Raw genomic sequence first — 16055 nt, 5'->3', positions numbered from 1 at the left:
ACCTGCTGAGGTCGTGCTTAGGCGGTGAATACGATCTTGCCGAAGAGGTCGCCCTGCTCCATCGCCTCGAAGCCGTCCTTGGCGTCGGCCATCGGGAGCACTCTGTCGATCTCGGGACGGATACCCGTGCGGGCGCAGTACTCGGCCACGCGGTGGAGTTGGTCGCGGGTGCCCATGGTCGAACCGATGATCTGGAGCTGCAGGAAGAAGACGCGCGTCAGCTCTGCTGAAGGGGCGTCGCCGCTGGTGGCGCCGCAGGTGGTGATGCGTCCTCCTGGACGCAGTGAGCGCACCGAGTGGCCCCATGTCGCGGCGCCGACATTGTCGAAGACGGCGTCGACCTTCTCCGGGAGCCGCTCTCCCGTCTCGACCGTGGCGAAGGCGCCCAGGGCGCGTGCTCGCTCGCGCTTGGCCTCGGTACGGCTGGTCGCGTAGACGCGGTGTCCGGCCGCGCTGGCCATGCGGATCAGGGCGCTGTTCACTCCCCCGCCCGCGCCCTGGACCAGGACCGTCGACCCCGGTTCCAGGGCAGCCTTGTCGAAGAGCATGCGGTAGGCGGTCAGCCATGCGGTGGGCAGGCAGGCGGCCTCTTCGAACGACAGCTCGGTCGGTTTGGGCACGAGGTTGCGTCGTGGCACGGCGACCTTTTCGGCGAAGGTGCCGTTGTAGACCTCCGACAGCAGCGAGCGGCGCGGGTCCCTCGTCTCGTCTCCGCCGCCCGCGTCCGGGTCGCCGATGACCGAGTGCACGATGACCTCGCGGCCGTCCTCGTCGACTCCGGCGGCGTCGCAGCCCAGCACCATGGGGAGGCGTTTCTCGGTGAGCCCGACGCCCTTCAGGCTCCAGATGTCGTGGTGGTTGAGCGCGGCGGCCCGGACGGTGACCGTGGCCCAGCCCTCCCTGGCCTCGGGCTCGGGGCGTTCGCCCGCTTCCAGGCCGGACAGCGGGTTGTCCTTGTCGATGCGCGCGGCGGTGATTGCGAACATGTCTCGACAGTAACGATCGACCGTACGCCGGGCTACACCGACCACCCCGGCCGCGTGGCGTCGCGCCCGCCCCGCTCGTCACGCAGGGTGCAGCTGACGACCCGGCCTTCGGCGAGTCGGCGCATGCTCCATTTGTCCACGAGCGCCTCCACCATGGCCAGGCCCCGCCCATGGACGACGTCGATCGGTCCGCGCCGCACATGCGGCTCGGGCTCCGGACCGCCGCGCCGCAGCCCCTCGTCGCGCACCTCGATGGTGATGGCGCCGGGACGCCGGTACACCTCCACACCGAATCGCCCACCGTGCTCGCCGCTGGCCGTGTGCCGGATGGCGTTGGAGGCGAGCTCGCTCACGACGGCCAGCGCGGAGTCGCGGAGGTCCGTGCAGGGGGTGGCGCACAAGCCCAGTGTGGCCTGCACGAACGCGCGTGCCTCGCGCACCTGGCCCTGTTCACCGGAAAACCCGCACCGGGCGACGACGACCGCGCTCGGACGGCCCATGCCTCGGGGTAGCCCGGGTCCGGAACCCGCCGAACGGCTGCCGGCGGCTGGGGTATCCGTGATCATTCATCCGCCCTCGGTCCGGTGTGGGAGGTGGCTGGTTGAGGCCCGCCCGTAAGCCTCCGCGAGCCACGCAACATCATGCCCACGCCGACCATCCCCTGCAATTGCTTTGCAGAATTTTCAGTCGGTCGTCCTGGCCCCACCCGTAAGGATGAGGTCGAGTAGCCTGCTCACCTTTAGGATTCAGCCTCTCCTCACCCCCCGATTTGGAGGATCTGATGGCCGGAGCCAACAACCCAACCGTGCGACGTCGTCGCCTTGGTGTCGAATTGCGACGTCTGCGAGAAAACGCCGGAATGACCGGAGAGGAAGCCGCCGAACGCATGTCATGGTCCGGCAGCAAACTCTCCCGGATCGAGCGCGGACTGGTCGCGACGAACTCTGATGACGTCCGTGACCTGCTGGAACTCTACGGAGTCACGGACGAGGCCCTCGGCCGCACGCTCGTGACGCTGGCACGCGAATCGCGTCGGCGGGGGTGGTGGCATGTGTACGGCGACGTCATGCCCGACCGGTTCGAGGTGTATCTGGGCCTGGAGCCGGAGGCCAGCACCCTGCGCTTCTACCAGTCGCAGATCGTGCCCGGACTCTTCCAGACCGAGGAGTACGCCCGCGCACTCCTGGAGGCGCACCCCTCTCCGGCCGACGCCGGAGAAATCGACCGCCGGACGGAATTGCGCATTCGACGGCGGGAGCTCATTTTCCAGGACAACCCACCGGACACATGGGTGGTGTTGGACGAATCGGTCCTCCGACGCCACATTGGCGGCCCCGACGTCATGGCTGACCAGCTTCAGCACCTTCTCGAAGCGGACAATAAGCCACAGATCACCATACAAATCCTACCCTTCGAGAGGGGGGCCAATTCAGGATTGAACGGATCATTCGACATCCTGGAGTTCACCGAGTCGGATATCTACGCACCTCGCCTGGTCCATTTGGAAAACCTGACCAGTAGCCTCTATATAGAAAAGGCGAAGGAGGTCCACTTTTACACCGTGGCCTTCGAGCACCTGCGTACCGCTGCGCTGCATCCGGATAGTTCCCGACGGCTCATTAGCGACGTCGAGCGGCGCCTTCGGCGGCAGGAACCCCCAGGTATAGATGAACCATGAAGGAGGCGCGGCATGTCCGCGATCGATCCGACACCACTGCTCTGGCGTAAGAGCTCCTACAGCGGCACGGGAGGTGGGCAGTGCGTGGAAGTCGCCGACGCGCTGCCCGCGGTCCGCGTCCGCGACTCCAAGGCCCCGGACGGCGCCGTCCTGAGCTTCACCTCCGAGGCATGGGCGGCCTTCCTCACCGCAGCGACGCACGAGGAGCTCTGACATCGCTCCCGCACAGCCACACGGCCATTCTTGGCCGACCAATGGGAGGGAACTGACGTAACCGGACGTATTCCCCCGTCCGGTACCGGACGCAATTCCCCCGTCCGGTGGCACAGAAGACGCCGGTCCGGGCAGGTGAGCCCCGCCCGGACCGGCTACCGAGGAGAGTCGACCAGCTACGACCAGAGACTACGCCCTGGCCACGCCGTCCTTGCGCGCCTGCTCCGCGACGGCCGCCGCGACCGCCGGGACCACGCGCTCGTCGAACGTGCTCGGGATGATGTAGTCGGCGGCGAGGTCGTCGGCCACCAGGTCGGCCAGCGCATTGGCCGCGGCCAGCTTCATGCCCTCCGTGATGTCACTGGCGCGCACGTCCAGCGCACCGCGGAACACCCCGGGGAAGGCGAGGACGTTGTTGATCTGGTTCGGGAAGTCGCTGCGTCCCGTCGCGACGACACTCGCGTACTTGCGTGCGACATCCGGGTGGATCTCCGGCGTGGGGTTGGCCATCGCGCAGACGATGGCGTCCTTGGCCATCGTCGCGACAACGGACTCCGGCACCTCCCCCGCCGACAGACCGATGAAGACGTCCGCGCCGACCAGCGCGGTCTCGATCGACCCCTTGATCCCGGCCTTGTTGCTGATCTCGGCGAGTTCGGTCTTGACCGGGTTGAGGCCTTCCCTGCCCGCGTAGATGAGCCCCTTGCTGTCGGCGACGGCGATGTCGCCGATGCCGCCCTCGACCAACATCTTGGTGACCGCGACACCGGCCGCCCCGGCACCCGAAACGACAACTCGCAGGTCAGCGAGGGTGCGACCGGTGAGTCGCGCGGCGTTTCGCAGCGCCGCGACAGTGACGATCGCGGTACCGTGCTGGTCATCGTGGAACACCGGGATATCCAGCCGCTCCCGCAGCCGCCGCTCGATCTCGAAGCAGCGCGGTGCGGAGATGTCCTCCAGGTTGATGCCGCCGAAGGAGGGCGCCATCCGTGCGACGGTCTCGACGATGTCGTCGACGTCGCGGCAGGCCAGCGCGACCGGCACCGAGTCGACGCCGCCGAACTGCTGGAACAGCAGCGACTTGCCCTCCATCACGGGCAGGGACGCCTCGGGGCCGATGTCACCCAGGCCGAGCACGGCCGAGCCGTCGGTGACGACGGCGACGAGCTTGCTCTTCCAGGTGTAGGTGTCGACGAGCTCCGGAGAGTCGGCGATGGCACTGCAGACCCGGGCCACGCCCGGGGTGTAGGCGAGGGACAGGCCCTCGTGGTCATGAACGTCGACCGAGGAGCGGACCTGGAGCTTGCCGCCCCGGTGCAGGGCGAAGGCCGGGTCCTGGTCCAGTTCGGTTCGGGAATCGGTCTCGGTCTGGGAATCGTGGGAATCGATGGTCAACGTTGAAACCCCTCGTCATCATGCGCGTCCATGCCGGCCATGACACGAACGGCCGCGTACAAATCCGGTCAGCGCGCGGAGGCCAGGGTGCTAGGGGGGACTCCGCCGATCCGGTCGGCCATGACCTTGGTGGGAACGGGGGAGTCGGACTCCGCTCGGCTCTTATGCGAGTGCGGCGCTGCCGATGCCACGGGGTTGACCCGTTACCCAATCATCTCATAACGGTGACCCACGAAACATGCCGGGTTGTGCACGATAGTACGCCCACGTCATCCCCACTTTTGTGTGATGCCATAACTCCGATTCCGACAGGACGCGGCCGTCCGCCGGCAGGCAGTGGCGGGCCGCACGAAGGAGACTGCCGTGACCATCGCAGGACACCCGGCCGCAGCGGGCGCCCGCCGCAGCCGCATCTACCGCATGGGAGCACTCGCCGCCGGCCTCGCCCTGTTCGCCACCGCGTGCGGCGGTGGTGGCGACGACGGTGACGCCGGCCAGGAGACCACGCCGAAGGTGGAGGTCGAAGCCGACGCCGAGCTCGCGGCGATGGTGCCCCAGGAGTACAGAGACGCCGGCAAGCTGGTGATCGGCGTCAACGCCGAGTACCCGCCGGGCGAGTTCATGGAGGCCGACGGCAAGACCGTCACCGGCTTCAACGTCGACCTGTTCGACGCGGTCGCCGGAAAGCTCGACCTGGAGACGGACTGGAAGCCCTCCCCGTTCGACGCGGTCATCACCGGCGTGCAGTCCGGCAAGTTCGACGTGGGCATGTCGTCGGTGACCATCAACGACGAGCGCCTCGAACAGGTCAACATGGTCAGCTACTACACGGCCGGGACCCAGTGGTTCACCCAGAAGGGCAACCCGCAGTCGGTGGACCCCGACAACGCCTGTGGCAAGCGCGTCGCCGTGCAGAAGGCCACCATCCAGGTGCAGGACGCCAAGGCGCGCAGCGAGAAGTGCGTGGCCGACGGCAAGGCCGGCATCACCATCGAGCAGTACCAGGAGCAGACGCACGCCACGGAGTCGGTCGTCTCCGGCAAGAACGACGCGGCGCTGGCGGACACGCCGGTGGCCGGATACGCCGTCAAGCAGACCGGCGGAAAGCTGGAGACCCTCGGTGAGCAGTACGAGTCCGCTCCCTACGGCGCGGTGATCAACAAGGACGACACGGAGCTGGCCGAAGCGGTCGCCGCCGCCTACACGTCGCTCATCGAAGACGGCACCTACTCCTCGATCCTCGAAGAGTGGGGCGTGGAAGCGGGCGCGATCACCGAGCCCGCGGTCAACCCCGACGTCGACGAATAGAACGGTCAGGCGTGAGCGTGACAGAACAAGCCCCCCTGTCCCCGGGCACGCCGGGTGCCGCCCCACCCACCCCGATCAAGGCCGTGCCGGTTCGGCACCCCGGGCGGTGGGTGGCGGCCGCCGTCATCGTGGTTCTGGTCGCCATGTTCGTGCACATGCTGCTCACGAACGAGGCGTTCCAGTGGGAGTTCATGTTCTCCAACATGTTCATCCCACCCGTGCTGATCGGCGTGCGGACCACCCTCCTCCTGACGGTCCTGTCAATGATCATCGGCGTCTTCCTGGGCATCGTGCTGGCCCTGATGCGCCTGTCGGGCAACCCCGTGCTGGCCGGGGTCGCCTGGACCTACACCTGGTTCTTCCGAGCGGTTCCGCGACTGGTGCTGGCGGTACTCTTCGGCAATCTCGGGATCCTGTACGCGACCGTGTCGTTCGGACTACCGTTCGACATGTACTGGCTGCCGCTGCTGGGGCTGGACGGCTACAGCACGGCGATCTTCAGCATCGACGCGCGCACGTTCCTCAGCGGGTTCATGGCCGGTCTGCTCGCCCTGGCACTGTCCGAGGGCGCCTACATGGCCGAGATCGTGCGCGCGGGGCTGCAGTCCGTGGACAAGGGCCAGACCGAGGCCGCCCAGGCGCTGGGCATGCGCCACTTCCAGGTGATGCGGCGGATCACGCTGCCGCAGGCGCTGCGGGTCATCGTCCCGCCGACGGGCAACGAGACCGTGGCGATGCTGAAGGACACCGCGCTGGTCGCCTTCGTCCCGGTGACCACCGAGCTGTTCTTCCAGCTGCAGAACATCGGGGCGCGCACCTTCCAGGCGTTCCCGATGCTCGTTGCGGCGTGCATCTGGTACCTGGCGATCACGAGCCTGTTCATGATCGGCCAGTACTTCCTGGAGCGCTCGTTCACCAAGGGCGACCGGCAGGCCCAGGCCGAACTGAAGGCGATCGAGACCAAGGCGGGGAATTGACACAGGACACCACACCGGCCGACACGGGGACCGGGCCCGCGACCGGGTCCGGCGCCGCCCCCGGCACTGATCCCGGTTCCGTCGACGACCGCATGGTCGTCGCCGAGAGCGTGCACAAGCACTTCGGGCGCCTGCACGTGCTGCGCGGCATCGATCTGGAGGTGCGGCGCGGCGAGGTGATGTGCGTGGTCGGCCCCTCGGGTTCGGGCAAGTCCACCTTCCTGCGCTGCATCAACCACCTGGAGAAGATCGACGGCGGTCGGCTGTGGGTGGACGGTCAGCTCATGGGCTACCGGCAGAAGGGCGGGAAGCTCTACGAGCTGCACGACGCGCAGGTCGCGGCACAGCGGCGCGGCATCGGCATGGTGTTCCAGAACTTCAACCTGTTCCCGCACATGTCGGTGCTGGGCAACATCATGGAAGCACCGGTCCAGGTGAACCGCGAGAAGAGGGCCGTGGCGCGGGACAAGGCGATGCGGCTGCTGGAACGGGTGGGCCTGGCCGAAAAGGCCCCCTCCTACCCGCGGCAGCTGTCCGGCGGGCAGCAGCAGCGGGTGGCCATCGCCCGTGCCCTGGCCATGGAGCCCGACCTCATGCTCTTCGACGAACCCACCAGCGCGCTGGACCCGGAGCTGGTGGGCGAGGTGCTCGCGGTCATGAAGGATCTCGCCGAGGACGGCATGACCATGGTCGTGGTGACCCACGAGATGGGCTTCGCCCGCGAGGTGGGCGACTCCCTGGTCTTCATGGACGACGGCGTCGTCGTGGAGTCCGGCCCCCCGCGCGAGGTGCTGGCCAACCCCCGGGAGGAGCGCACCCAGGCGTTCCTGTCGCGGGTGCTGTAAAGGGCGATCGCATCGCCCGCCCGCGCGGATCGGTGCGGATCGATGTGATCACCGATTCATCGACACTGGGTAGCGTGGGGCGAGCAGGTAACGGTTCCGCCGGACCCGACGGCCGGCCCGGCCGCACACCGCTCGCCCCACCTACGAGGAGCACCGTGATCCGCCCCGCACGCCCCGAAGACATCCCCACCATCCACCGGCTCGTGCGCGACCTCGCCGAGTACGAGAAGGAGCCGGACGCCGCCGTGGCGGCCGAGGAGGACTTCGCCCACGCCCTGTTCGGGCCGGACGCGGCGGTCTTCGCCCACATCGCCGAGCACACCGACGCCGACGGGTCGGTCACCGTCGCCGGATTCGCCCTCTGGTTCCGCAACTTCTCCACGTGGACCGGAAAGCACGGGATCTACCTGGAGGACCTCTATGTCCGCCCGGAGATGCGCGGCCACGGCTACGGCAAGGCGCTCCTGGCCGAGCTCGCCGCCATCTGCGTCGACCGGGGTTACACACGCCTTGAGTGGTCGGTGTTGGACTGGAACACGCCGTCGATCGATTTCTACAAGTCTCTGGGCGCCGTGCCCATGGACGAATGGACGGTCTACCGGCTGGCCGACGACAGTCTCACGGCACTCGGGACCCGCTGAGGTAGGAGATACATCGGCGACTCGCGGACGACAACAGCACAGGCCGGAAGGTCGGGACGCATGACACGTATGTGACCGTGTGCACCGGGACCATGCAGAAACAAGATAGATTGCTCTCAAGCGGCAATCCCACATCCCGAAGGAGGGACGTGACCGAAGAAACCGCCGCGCCGTTGTCGGGCGCCACGGACGTACGGGACGCTGTGACCGTCAAGATGCCGGCCGACAGCGCGTACCTCTCTGTCCTGCGCACGGCGACCGCCGGCCTGGCGGCCCGGCTGGATTTCACCCTCGATGAGATCGAGGACCTGCGCATCGGGGTCGATGAGGCCTGCGCGATGCTGCTCTCCCAGGCACTTCCCGGAACCGACCTGACGACAGAGTTCGAACTCACCGGCGACGGGATGCGCATCTCGGTGTCGGTTTTGACCGCCGACGGCCGCCTGCCCGAACGCGACACGTTCGCCTGGACAGTGCTGTCCGCGCTGGCGGGCGAGGTCGACGCCACCGCTGGTCCGGACGACCGGGTCTCGATCGTCCTGCACAAACGACGCGGCCAGGTGGAGTCGGCGTGAGCGAAAGGGGGCCCGCTCTGACGGCGAAAACGGAGCACGCGGTGCCGGACCGTGCCCGCGCACGAGAGTTGTTCGAGCGCCTGAGCGAGCTTCCCGAGGACTCTCCAGAGCGGCAGCGCATCCGCGACGAGCTTGTGGAGCTGCACCTGCCCCTCGTGGAGTACCTCGCGCGGCGCTTCCGCAACCGCGGGGAGTGGCTCGACGACCTCACCCAGGTGGCCACGATCGGCCTGATCAAGTCGATCGACCGGTTCGACCTGGACCGCGGCGTGGAGTTCTCGACCTATGCGACGCCCACCATCGTCGGGGAGATCAAGCGGCACTTCCGCGACAAGGGGTGGGCGGTCCGCGTCCCGCGTCGGCTGCAGGAGCTGAAGCTGTCGCTGACCAAGGCGGTCAGCGACCTGTCCCAGCGCGAGGGCCGTGCGCCCACGGTGCACGAACTGGCCGAACACCTGCAGATGTCCGAGGAAGAGGTGCTGGAGGGCCTGGAGTCCGCCAACGCCTACTCCACCGTGTCGCTGGACGCTCCCGACAGCGGTGACGAGGACGCCCCGGCCGTGGCCGACTCGCTGGGCATCGTCGACGACTCGCTGGAGGGCGTCGAGTACCGCGAATCGCTCAAGCCGTTGCTGGAGCAGCTTCCGCCACGCGAGAAGCGCATCCTGCTACTGCGCTTCTTCGGCAACATGACCCAGTCACAGATCGCCCAGGAACTGGGGATTTCGCAGATGCACGTCTCCCGGCTGCTGGCGCGCACGCTGGCCCAGCTCCGACAGGCACTCACCACCGACGACTGATGATCCGTGGCCGGCCATAGCGCCGGACCCACCTCGAACGGCCCCGCTGCCCGGACTCCTCCGGGGCGCGGGGCCGTCGGTCGTTCGAGCGGGTCCGGGGACTCGGGGATCGGGATGGCGCCGTGGCGTCCGCGCGGTTCCCCCGCCGTTGGCCGTTCGCACCGCGCCCGTGTCGGCAAGCGCCCTGCTGCCGCCCTACTGCCGCCGCTTATTGTTCTGCCAGCTCTCGTTGTCGGGGAAGAGCGTGGCGGTCGTGGGCGGAGACAGCACCAGAGCGAGGGCGGCCACCGCGACCGCGGCGAGGGCGGCGCTGATCGCATACTGCTCGCTGGTCCACATGTAGTAGGCGACGACCAGCACGAAGATCTGGGTGACGACGACCGGCGTGCGCGCCCAGTCGTTCAGGCGGTACAGGCCCCAGGAGACGTAGCCGAGCGCGGCGGCGGCCACCAGCGCGAAGACCGCGAGCGGCAGCGCCTGCGCCGCGTCGAACGCGCGGCCCAGCAGGGTGTTGACGAGGACGTAGCAGCCCTCGGCGGCCACGACCAGCGCGATCAGGGCCTGGAGTACCGCAGCGAGGGTGATGGTGATGGGGCGCGAAGACACGTTCCAGCCTATCCTCGCCGCGATCACTAGAATGATCGGGTGCGTGCCCTCTTCATCGTGAACCCCCAGGCGACCACGACCACCCCCCGATCCCGCGATGTCATCGTCGGCGCCATCGCCCGCGATGTCGATCTGCGCGTCGCGGTGACCGAGTACCGCGATCATGCCCGCGAGCTGGCCCGCGACGCGGCGGCCGACGGCTATGAGCTGGTGATCAGCCTCGGCGGCGACGGCACAGTCAACGAGGTGGTCAACGGACTGCTGTCGACGCCGTCGGAGCTGACCCGGCCGAGCTACGCCGCGCTGCCCGGCGGCAGCGCAAACGTGTTCATCCGCGCGCTGGGCCTGCCGACCGACCCGGTCGAGGCCACCGGCGCGGTGCTGGAGGGGTTGCGCTCCGGCCGCAACCGCACGGTGGGGCTCGGACGGATCACCAGCGACGAGGACGACCGCTACTTCACGTTCTGCGCCGGGTTCGGGTGGGACGCCGATGTGGTGCGCGAGGTCGAGCGGCAGCGCCGGGCCGGGCGGCGCGCCTCCCCCGCGCTGTACATCTCGATCGCGACGAAGCTCTTCATGCAGGGCACCATCCGCGATCCCGGGCTCACCGTGGAGGTTCCCGGACACGACCCCGTGAGCGATCTGTACTTCGCGCTCGTCACGAACACGACCCCGTGGACGTATGCCGGGTCCGTCCCCGTCCAGCCGACACCGCGCTCGCGCTTCGAACTCGGCCTGGACGCGTTCGCCCTGACCCAGCTGCACACGGTCCGAGTGGCGCGGCTGTTGCGTCGCATGATGTCGCACAAGGGGCTGAAACCCTATGGCCGCGGATACGTCACATGGCACGACCAACCGTCGATGACCATCAGCGCGCGACGGCCGCGCGCCTTTCAGATTGACGGCGAATACCTCGGAATGCGGAAACGGGTCAACTTCCAGTCGATACCGAAGGCATTACGAATGATCGGCTAATACGGGGGTGAACCCGCAGGTGAGCGGCGCTGTGACGCACGCGACACGGGATCCAGGAGGATGATATACCGTCGCTCTTGCGTGGTCGGACCATCCCTGTCAGAGTCAAAATATCGCCGCACGTTACGGGCGAGTAAAACGGATGATTCCGAGGTCGGATGGCCCGACGCAGAGCCGTCTACAGCCTGCGGATCACACCGATGACGAACCCGTTGGGCGAGTGCGCAGGCGTACCCGGGGGGCCGACGATGACGTTCCTCCAAGCTGGGCGCCGAAGCAAGTGAATCTGTTCACGAGTCGCACACCCCAGTTCGCCTCACCGTGAGGAGTTGCCCCGCATGGACTGGCGCCACCACGCAGCCTGCCGTGACGAAGACCCCGAGCTGTTCTTTCCGATCGGGAATTCCGGGCCGGCATTGATCCAGATCGAAGAGGCCAAAGAGGTGTGTGGGCGCTGCCCGGTCAGCACCTCGTGCCTGCAGTGGGCACTGGATTCCGGGCAGGACGGAGGTGTGTGGGGCGGCATGAGCGAGGACGAGCGCCGAGCGCTCAAGCGCCGCCGCACCGCGCGTCCGATGCTCCGCACCGCACTCTAGACCCGCCTGAACCATCTCGGCGCGGCCACCCGCGCCCAACGCTGCCTGCCGGGCCGCCGCGACACCGTATCACCGTCTCCGCAGGCCACGGCAGAGGGACAAGCAACCACGTCCGCCGCGGCGCGGCGCGCAGACGCCCGCGCCGGCGGGGCGGCCACGCGCGCTCAGTGGTCCCAGCGGTAGGGCTGCACCTCGCTCTCCAGCGGCATCTCGATCGCGACCCGGGTCCCGCCGCTCTCCCGCGGCTTGATCTCCAGGCTGCCGCCGAGCTCCCCGATGATGAGGGTTCGCACGATCTGCAGTCCGAGGTTGGTCGTGCCGTCGACGTCGAAGTCGACGGGGAGCCCGCCCCCGTCATCGATGACCTCGATGAACAGCCGTCCGGGGTGGTCCTCGGCTCCGGTGGGGTCGTCGCGGCGCACCCGGACCTCGATGCTGCCCTGCTCCTGCTTCAGCCCGTGCTCGACCGCGTTCTGCACCAGCTCGGCCAGGACCATCGACAGCGGGGTCGCGACGAGCGCGGAGAGCAGCCCGAAGTTGCCGACACGGCGGGGGTGCACCGTGGCGCCGGTGGAGGAGACCTCCGCCGCCATCTCGATCACCCGGTCGGCGATGTCGTCGAAGTCCACGACCTCGTCGGGGGTGTGTGAGAGCATCTCGTGCACGATGGCGATCGATCCGACCCTGCGCACGGCCTCGTCCAGGGCGGCGCGTCCCTCGGGGATGTTCAGCCGCCGGGACTGCAGACGCAGCAGCGCGGCCACCGTCTGCAGGTTGTTCTTCACCCTGTGATGAATCTCACGGATCGTGGCGTCTTTGGTCATCAGCTCGCGCTCGCGTCGGCGCAGCTCGGTGACATCGCGGACCATGACCAGCGCGCCGGCCCGAACGCCGCCGGTTACCAGCGGAATAGAGCGCAGCTGGACCGTGGATCCGCGCGCCTCCACCTCGGCCTCCTGCGGGACGCGGCCACCGGCGGTCCAGGTCAGCGACTCGTCCCGGGGGTCTCCCCCGGCCGCCGAGGCCAGGTCCAGCGTGGTGCGGTCCAATCGCGCGCCCACGAGGTCGGCCGTCAGACCGAGTCGCCGATAGGCCGAGAGCGCGTTGGGACTGGCGTAGACCACTTCGCCGTCCTGGTCGAGGCGGAGCAGGCCGTCGCCGACGCGGGGTGAGCGCACCATCAGCGGCCCCTGGTCGCTGAACGGGAATTCCCCCTCGGAGATCATCTGCGCCAGGTCACCCGCGCTCTGCAGGTAAGTGAGCTCCAGACGGCTGGGTGTGCGCGCGGAGCTGAGGTTGGTGCTGCGCTGGATCACCGCGATGAGCTTCCCCTCGCGGCGGACCGGAATGGTCTCCTCGCGCACCGGAACCCCGCCTGACCAGTCGGGATCGCCCTCGCGACAGATCCGGCCCTCGTCCCAGGCCCGGTCGATCAGCGCTTTCCGGCCGACCAGCCGGGACTGGACGTTCTCGTCCGCGATCTCCGTCATGTCGTCGCGCAGCACGGTCTCCACGAGATCGTCCTGGAACGCGGTTGGACCAGTGGTCGGTCGCATCTGGGAGACGGCGACCCAGCCGTTGTCGTCCCGCAGCCGGACCCAAAGTACGAGGTCAGCGAAGGAGAGGTCGGCCAGCAGCTGCCAGTCGGAGACCAGCGAGTGAAACCATTCGAGGTCCGCCGTCTTGAGCGCCGTGTAGCGCCTGATGAGATCACTGAGGTGAGGCACTCACAAATCATCCCACGGATGGAGGCATACTCAAGGGATGGACTCGACCAGTGGTCCAAACCAATAATGGCCGGGAAAGCGGTGGAGGATACCGACGTGACGGGTCAGCGCACACTCGAAGACGGCCCCCGGGTTCCGAAGTACTACCAAGTCAAGAAGCTACTTCTGGAACTGATCGAAGCCATGCCCGCCGGGAACCCGGTGCCCCCTGAACGCGCGCTCGCGACTCAGTTCGGTACATCACGGACCACGGTGCGACAGGCCCTGACCGAGATGGTCGTGGAGGGCCGGCTCCTGCGGATCCAGGGCAAGGGGACGTTCGTCGCCAAGCCCAAGGTCGCGCAGGTGCTGCAGCTCACCAGCTACACCCAGGAGATGCGCGCGCACGGGCTCCACCCGGCCACCCGCATCCTCGACGTCAGCTACATCAACGCCGACGACCAGCTGGCCGAGCTGCTCGCGATCCGCTCGGGCGGGCGGGTGCTGCGCATCGAGCGCCTGCGGCTGGCCAACGGCGAACCAATGGCCGTGGAGACCGCCCACCTGGCCGCGCGCCGGTTCCCGGGGCTGCGGCGGCAGCTGGACCGCTACGCGTCGCTGTATGAGGCGCTGGCCAGCGCGTACGACGTCCGGCTGGCAGAGGCCGAGGCGACGATCGAGACCGTCCTGGCCACCCCGAACGAGGCCCGGCTGCTCGGCGTCGACGTTGGTCTGCCGCTGGTGCTGCACAGTCAGCACAGCTTCGACGCTGAGGGGAACCCGGTGGAGTGGGTGCGCTCGCTGTACCGGGGCGACCGGTACAAGTTCGTCACCCGCCTGCGCCCGCCACGGGAGGAGTAGGCCGGCTAGCGCGGAGAAGACACAACCCGCCGGAAAGTGTCGCTCCGGCGGGTTGTGCGACATGTCACGCCGCTGCTTTACTGACCGGTAATTTCAGTTTCTCCGAAACGCCCCACACGTCCGAGGAGAGTGACCCGTAGATGAGCACGTCCCCGTTCACCGGCCGCATCAGCGGGCACGGCGGCAGGCACGCGGTGGAGGTGGCCCGCCACCACGGCATCGACACGATGTTCACGCTGAGCGGCGGGCACGTGTTCCCCCTCTACGACGGGGCGGTCCAGCCCGAAGCGACCATGCGCCTCCTCGACGTACGGCACGAGCAGACGGCCGTGTTCGGCGCCGAGGGCATCGGCAAGCTGACCCGGCGGGCCGGGATGGCGGTGGTGACCGCCGGTCCGGGCGTGACCAACGTCGTCAGCGGCATCGCGACGGCTCACTTCAACGGCTCGCCGCTGGTCGTGGTCGGCGGACGCGCCCCGGACGGCCGCTGGGGGCAGGGCCTGCTGCAGGAACTCGACCAGCCGCCGCTGCTCACCCCGATCACCAAGCGCGCCGAGACCGTGCACGCGACGGACGGCATCGCGACGGCCATGGACGAGGCCTGCCGACTCGCCAACAGCGCCCACCGCGGCCCGGTCTTCCTCGACATGCCCATGGACCGGCTCTACGACCAAGCCGAGGTCGATCTCGCCGGAAACGCGCCTGCCTGGGACCGCACGCCCGACCCGGAGGCCGTGGCGCACATCGCCCGCCTGATCAGCGACGCCGAACGCCCGGTGTTCGTCTTCGGATCCGACGTGTGGGTCGACGGCGCCGAGAAGGTGGCCTTGGAGGTCGCCGAGGCGCTGGGAATCCCGGTCATCACCAACGGCCAGGGACGCGGCGTACTCCCGGCCGGACACCCACTGTTGGCTACGCGCGCACGCGGCGCCGCCTTCGGCGGGGCCGACCTGGTGGTGGTCGTCGGAACCCCGATGGACTTCCGCCTCGGCCACGGCCTGTTCGGCGGCAAGGACGGGGCACCCCTGGCCAAGGTCGTCCACATCACAGACGCCTCCGAGCAGATCGCCACCCACCTGACGCTGGCCGGATCGGTGTCCGGCGACCTGTCACACGTACTCCGCGGCCTCGGCGACGCGACAAAGCCGTCAGGGACCGTGGAGGCCTGGCGAACCACACTGTCCGAGGCAGCCCAAGCGGCGATAGCCACCGACGCCGAGGCCCTGACGAGCGACGCGGACCCGATCCACCCGGCACGCATCTACGGCGAACTGAACAGGGTGCTGGACGACGACGCTGTGGTCATCGGCGACGGCGGAGACTTCGTCTCCTACGCGGGCAAGTACATCGAACCCAAGCAGCCCGGCAACTGGCTCGACCCCGGCCCCTTCGGCTGCCTGGGAACGGGCATGGGCTACTCCATCGCCGCCCGCCTTTCCCGCCCGTCCTCCCAGGTGGTGACACTGCTCGGTGACGGCGCCGCAGGATTCTCCCTGATGGACGTCGACACCCTCGTCCGCCACAAGCTGCCCGTGGTGATGGTCTGCGGCAACAACGGCATCTGGGGACTGGAGAAAGCGCCGATGCAGATGCTCTACGGCTACGACGTCGTCGCGGACCTCAACCCGCAAACCCGCTACGACCAGGTCGTCCAGGCCCTGGGTGGCGGCGGCGAACTCGTCACCAAACCAGAGGAGATCGCTCCGGCCTTACAGCGGGCCTTCGACTCGGGCGTCCCCTACCTGGTCAACATCGCCACCGACCCGGAGAACGTCTACCCCCGCAAGACCATGGGGGTGTAGGACGCGGCCCCGCGTTGGCGGGCCTTACCCCCTCAATGAAGACCCGGCCTGCGGCCGGGTCTTCTGCATACCAGCTAATCGCCGTGAATCA

The 16055-nt window shown here is 68.3% G+C and carries 17 protein-coding genes; 12 read left to right on the top strand and 5 right to left on the bottom strand.

Annotation, left to right across the window (positions count from 1 at the left end):
* Positions 1 to 17: 17 nt before the first annotated feature.
* Together CDO52_RS08235 and CDO52_RS08230 are read right to left on the bottom strand one after the other, a co-directional pair.
* Complete coding sequence (locus CDO52_RS08235; protein WP_017617320.1) at positions 18 to 986, bottom strand: zinc-binding dehydrogenase; 969 nt, start codon at positions 984 to 986, stop codon at positions 18 to 20.
* A gap of 32 nt (positions 987 to 1018) precedes the next feature.
* Entirely contained in the window at positions 1019 to 1486 is a 468-nt protein-coding gene (locus CDO52_RS08230; RefSeq protein ID WP_017617319.1) for an ATP-binding protein, read from the bottom strand.
* 281 nt (positions 1487 to 1767) lie between these two features.
* Here CDO52_RS08230 and CDO52_RS08225 point away from each other — a divergent pair, with 281 nt between their 5' ends.
* Together CDO52_RS08225 and CDO52_RS08220 are read left to right on the top strand one after the other, a co-directional pair.
* Positions 1768 to 2664, top strand: a complete 897-nt coding sequence (locus CDO52_RS08225; RefSeq protein ID WP_083919724.1) for a helix-turn-helix domain-containing protein — start codon at positions 1768 to 1770, stop codon at positions 2662 to 2664.
* A gap of 12 nt (positions 2665 to 2676) precedes the next feature.
* Positions 2677 to 2877, top strand: coding sequence for a DUF397 domain-containing protein (locus CDO52_RS08220; RefSeq protein ID WP_017617317.1), 201 nt, complete (start codon positions 2677 to 2679; stop codon positions 2875 to 2877).
* Between the two features lie 189 nt (positions 2878 to 3066).
* On the opposite strand, the gene CDO52_RS08215 is transcribed toward CDO52_RS08220, so the two are convergent.
* Positions 3067 to 4272, bottom strand: coding sequence for an NAD(P)-dependent malic enzyme (locus CDO52_RS08215; RefSeq protein WP_017617316.1), 1206 nt, complete (start codon positions 4270 to 4272; stop codon positions 3067 to 3069).
* Positions 4273 to 4635: 363 nt separating this feature from the next.
* Here CDO52_RS08215 and CDO52_RS08210 point away from each other — a divergent pair, with 363 nt between their 5' ends.
* The 6 genes from CDO52_RS08210 (at position 4636) to CDO52_RS08185 (ending at position 9418) form a co-directional block, all read left to right on the top strand.
* Positions 4636 to 5580 carry an ABC transporter substrate-binding protein gene (locus CDO52_RS08210; RefSeq protein WP_017617315.1) on the top strand — a complete coding sequence of 315 codons (945 nt, stop codon included), beginning with the start codon at positions 4636 to 4638 and terminating at the stop codon, positions 5578 to 5580.
* A 17-nt stretch (positions 5581 to 5597) separates the two neighbouring features.
* Positions 5598 to 6557 carry an amino acid ABC transporter permease gene (locus CDO52_RS08205; RefSeq protein ID WP_232524414.1) on the top strand — a complete coding sequence of 320 codons (960 nt, stop codon included), beginning with the start codon at positions 5598 to 5600 and terminating at the stop codon, positions 6555 to 6557.
* Positions 6558 to 6649: 92 nt separating this feature from the next.
* On the top strand, positions 6650 to 7402 hold the full coding sequence (locus CDO52_RS08200; protein ID WP_026125518.1) for an amino acid ABC transporter ATP-binding protein: 753 nt from the start codon (positions 6650 to 6652) through the stop codon (positions 7400 to 7402).
* Positions 7403 to 7557: 155 nt separating this feature from the next.
* Positions 7558 to 8043: a GNAT family N-acetyltransferase gene (locus CDO52_RS08195; RefSeq protein ID WP_017617312.1), complete on the top strand. Its 486-nt coding sequence runs from the start codon at positions 7558 to 7560 to the stop codon at positions 8041 to 8043.
* Between the two features lie 149 nt (positions 8044 to 8192).
* A complete protein-coding gene (locus CDO52_RS08190) occupies positions 8193 to 8618 on the top strand; it encodes an ATP-binding protein (RefSeq protein ID WP_017617311.1) in 426 nt (141 codons plus the stop codon).
* Positions 8619 to 8659: 41 nt separating this feature from the next.
* Positions 8660 to 9418, top strand: a complete 759-nt coding sequence (locus CDO52_RS08185) for an RNA polymerase sigma factor SigF (RefSeq protein WP_193373645.1) — start codon at positions 8660 to 8662, stop codon at positions 9416 to 9418.
* A 195-nt stretch (positions 9419 to 9613) separates the two neighbouring features.
* Here CDO52_RS08185 and CDO52_RS08180 read toward each other — a convergent pair whose 3' ends face one another.
* Entirely contained in the window at positions 9614 to 10024 is a 411-nt protein-coding gene (locus CDO52_RS08180) for a hypothetical protein (RefSeq protein WP_017617309.1), read from the bottom strand.
* 39 nt (positions 10025 to 10063) lie between these two features.
* Between CDO52_RS08180 and CDO52_RS08175 the strand changes: the two genes are divergently transcribed.
* Positions 10064 to 10999 (top strand): diacylglycerol/lipid kinase family protein, encoded by a 936-nt coding sequence (locus CDO52_RS08175; protein ID WP_017617308.1) that lies wholly within the window; start codon positions 10064 to 10066, stop codon positions 10997 to 10999.
* Between the two features lie 338 nt (positions 11000 to 11337).
* Positions 11338 to 11595, top strand: coding sequence for a WhiB family transcriptional regulator (locus CDO52_RS08170; RefSeq protein WP_017617307.1), 258 nt, complete (start codon positions 11338 to 11340; stop codon positions 11593 to 11595).
* Between the two features lie 164 nt (positions 11596 to 11759).
* On the opposite strand, the gene CDO52_RS08165 is transcribed toward CDO52_RS08170, so the two are convergent.
* On the bottom strand, positions 11760 to 13322 hold the full coding sequence (locus CDO52_RS08165; protein WP_094932292.1) for a sensor histidine kinase: 1563 nt from the start codon (positions 13320 to 13322) through the stop codon (positions 11760 to 11762).
* Between the two features lie 96 nt (positions 13323 to 13418).
* Between CDO52_RS08165 and CDO52_RS08160 the strand changes: the two genes are divergently transcribed.
* Together CDO52_RS08160 and CDO52_RS08155 are read left to right on the top strand one after the other, a co-directional pair.
* Positions 13419 to 14162 (top strand): GntR family transcriptional regulator, encoded by a 744-nt coding sequence (locus tag CDO52_RS08160; RefSeq protein WP_026125517.1) that lies wholly within the window; start codon positions 13419 to 13421, stop codon positions 14160 to 14162.
* Between the two features lie 140 nt (positions 14163 to 14302).
* A complete protein-coding gene (locus CDO52_RS08155) occupies positions 14303 to 15964 on the top strand; it encodes an acetolactate synthase (protein WP_094932291.1) in 1662 nt (553 codons plus the stop codon).
* The last annotated feature ends 91 nt before the right edge of the window (positions 15965 to 16055 follow it).

The organism is Nocardiopsis gilva YIM 90087 (assembly GCF_002263495.1).
Lineage (GTDB): Bacteria > Actinomycetota > Actinomycetes > Streptosporangiales > Streptosporangiaceae > Nocardiopsis_C > Nocardiopsis_C gilva.
This window is presented reverse-complemented; position numbering and strand designations above follow the sequence as displayed.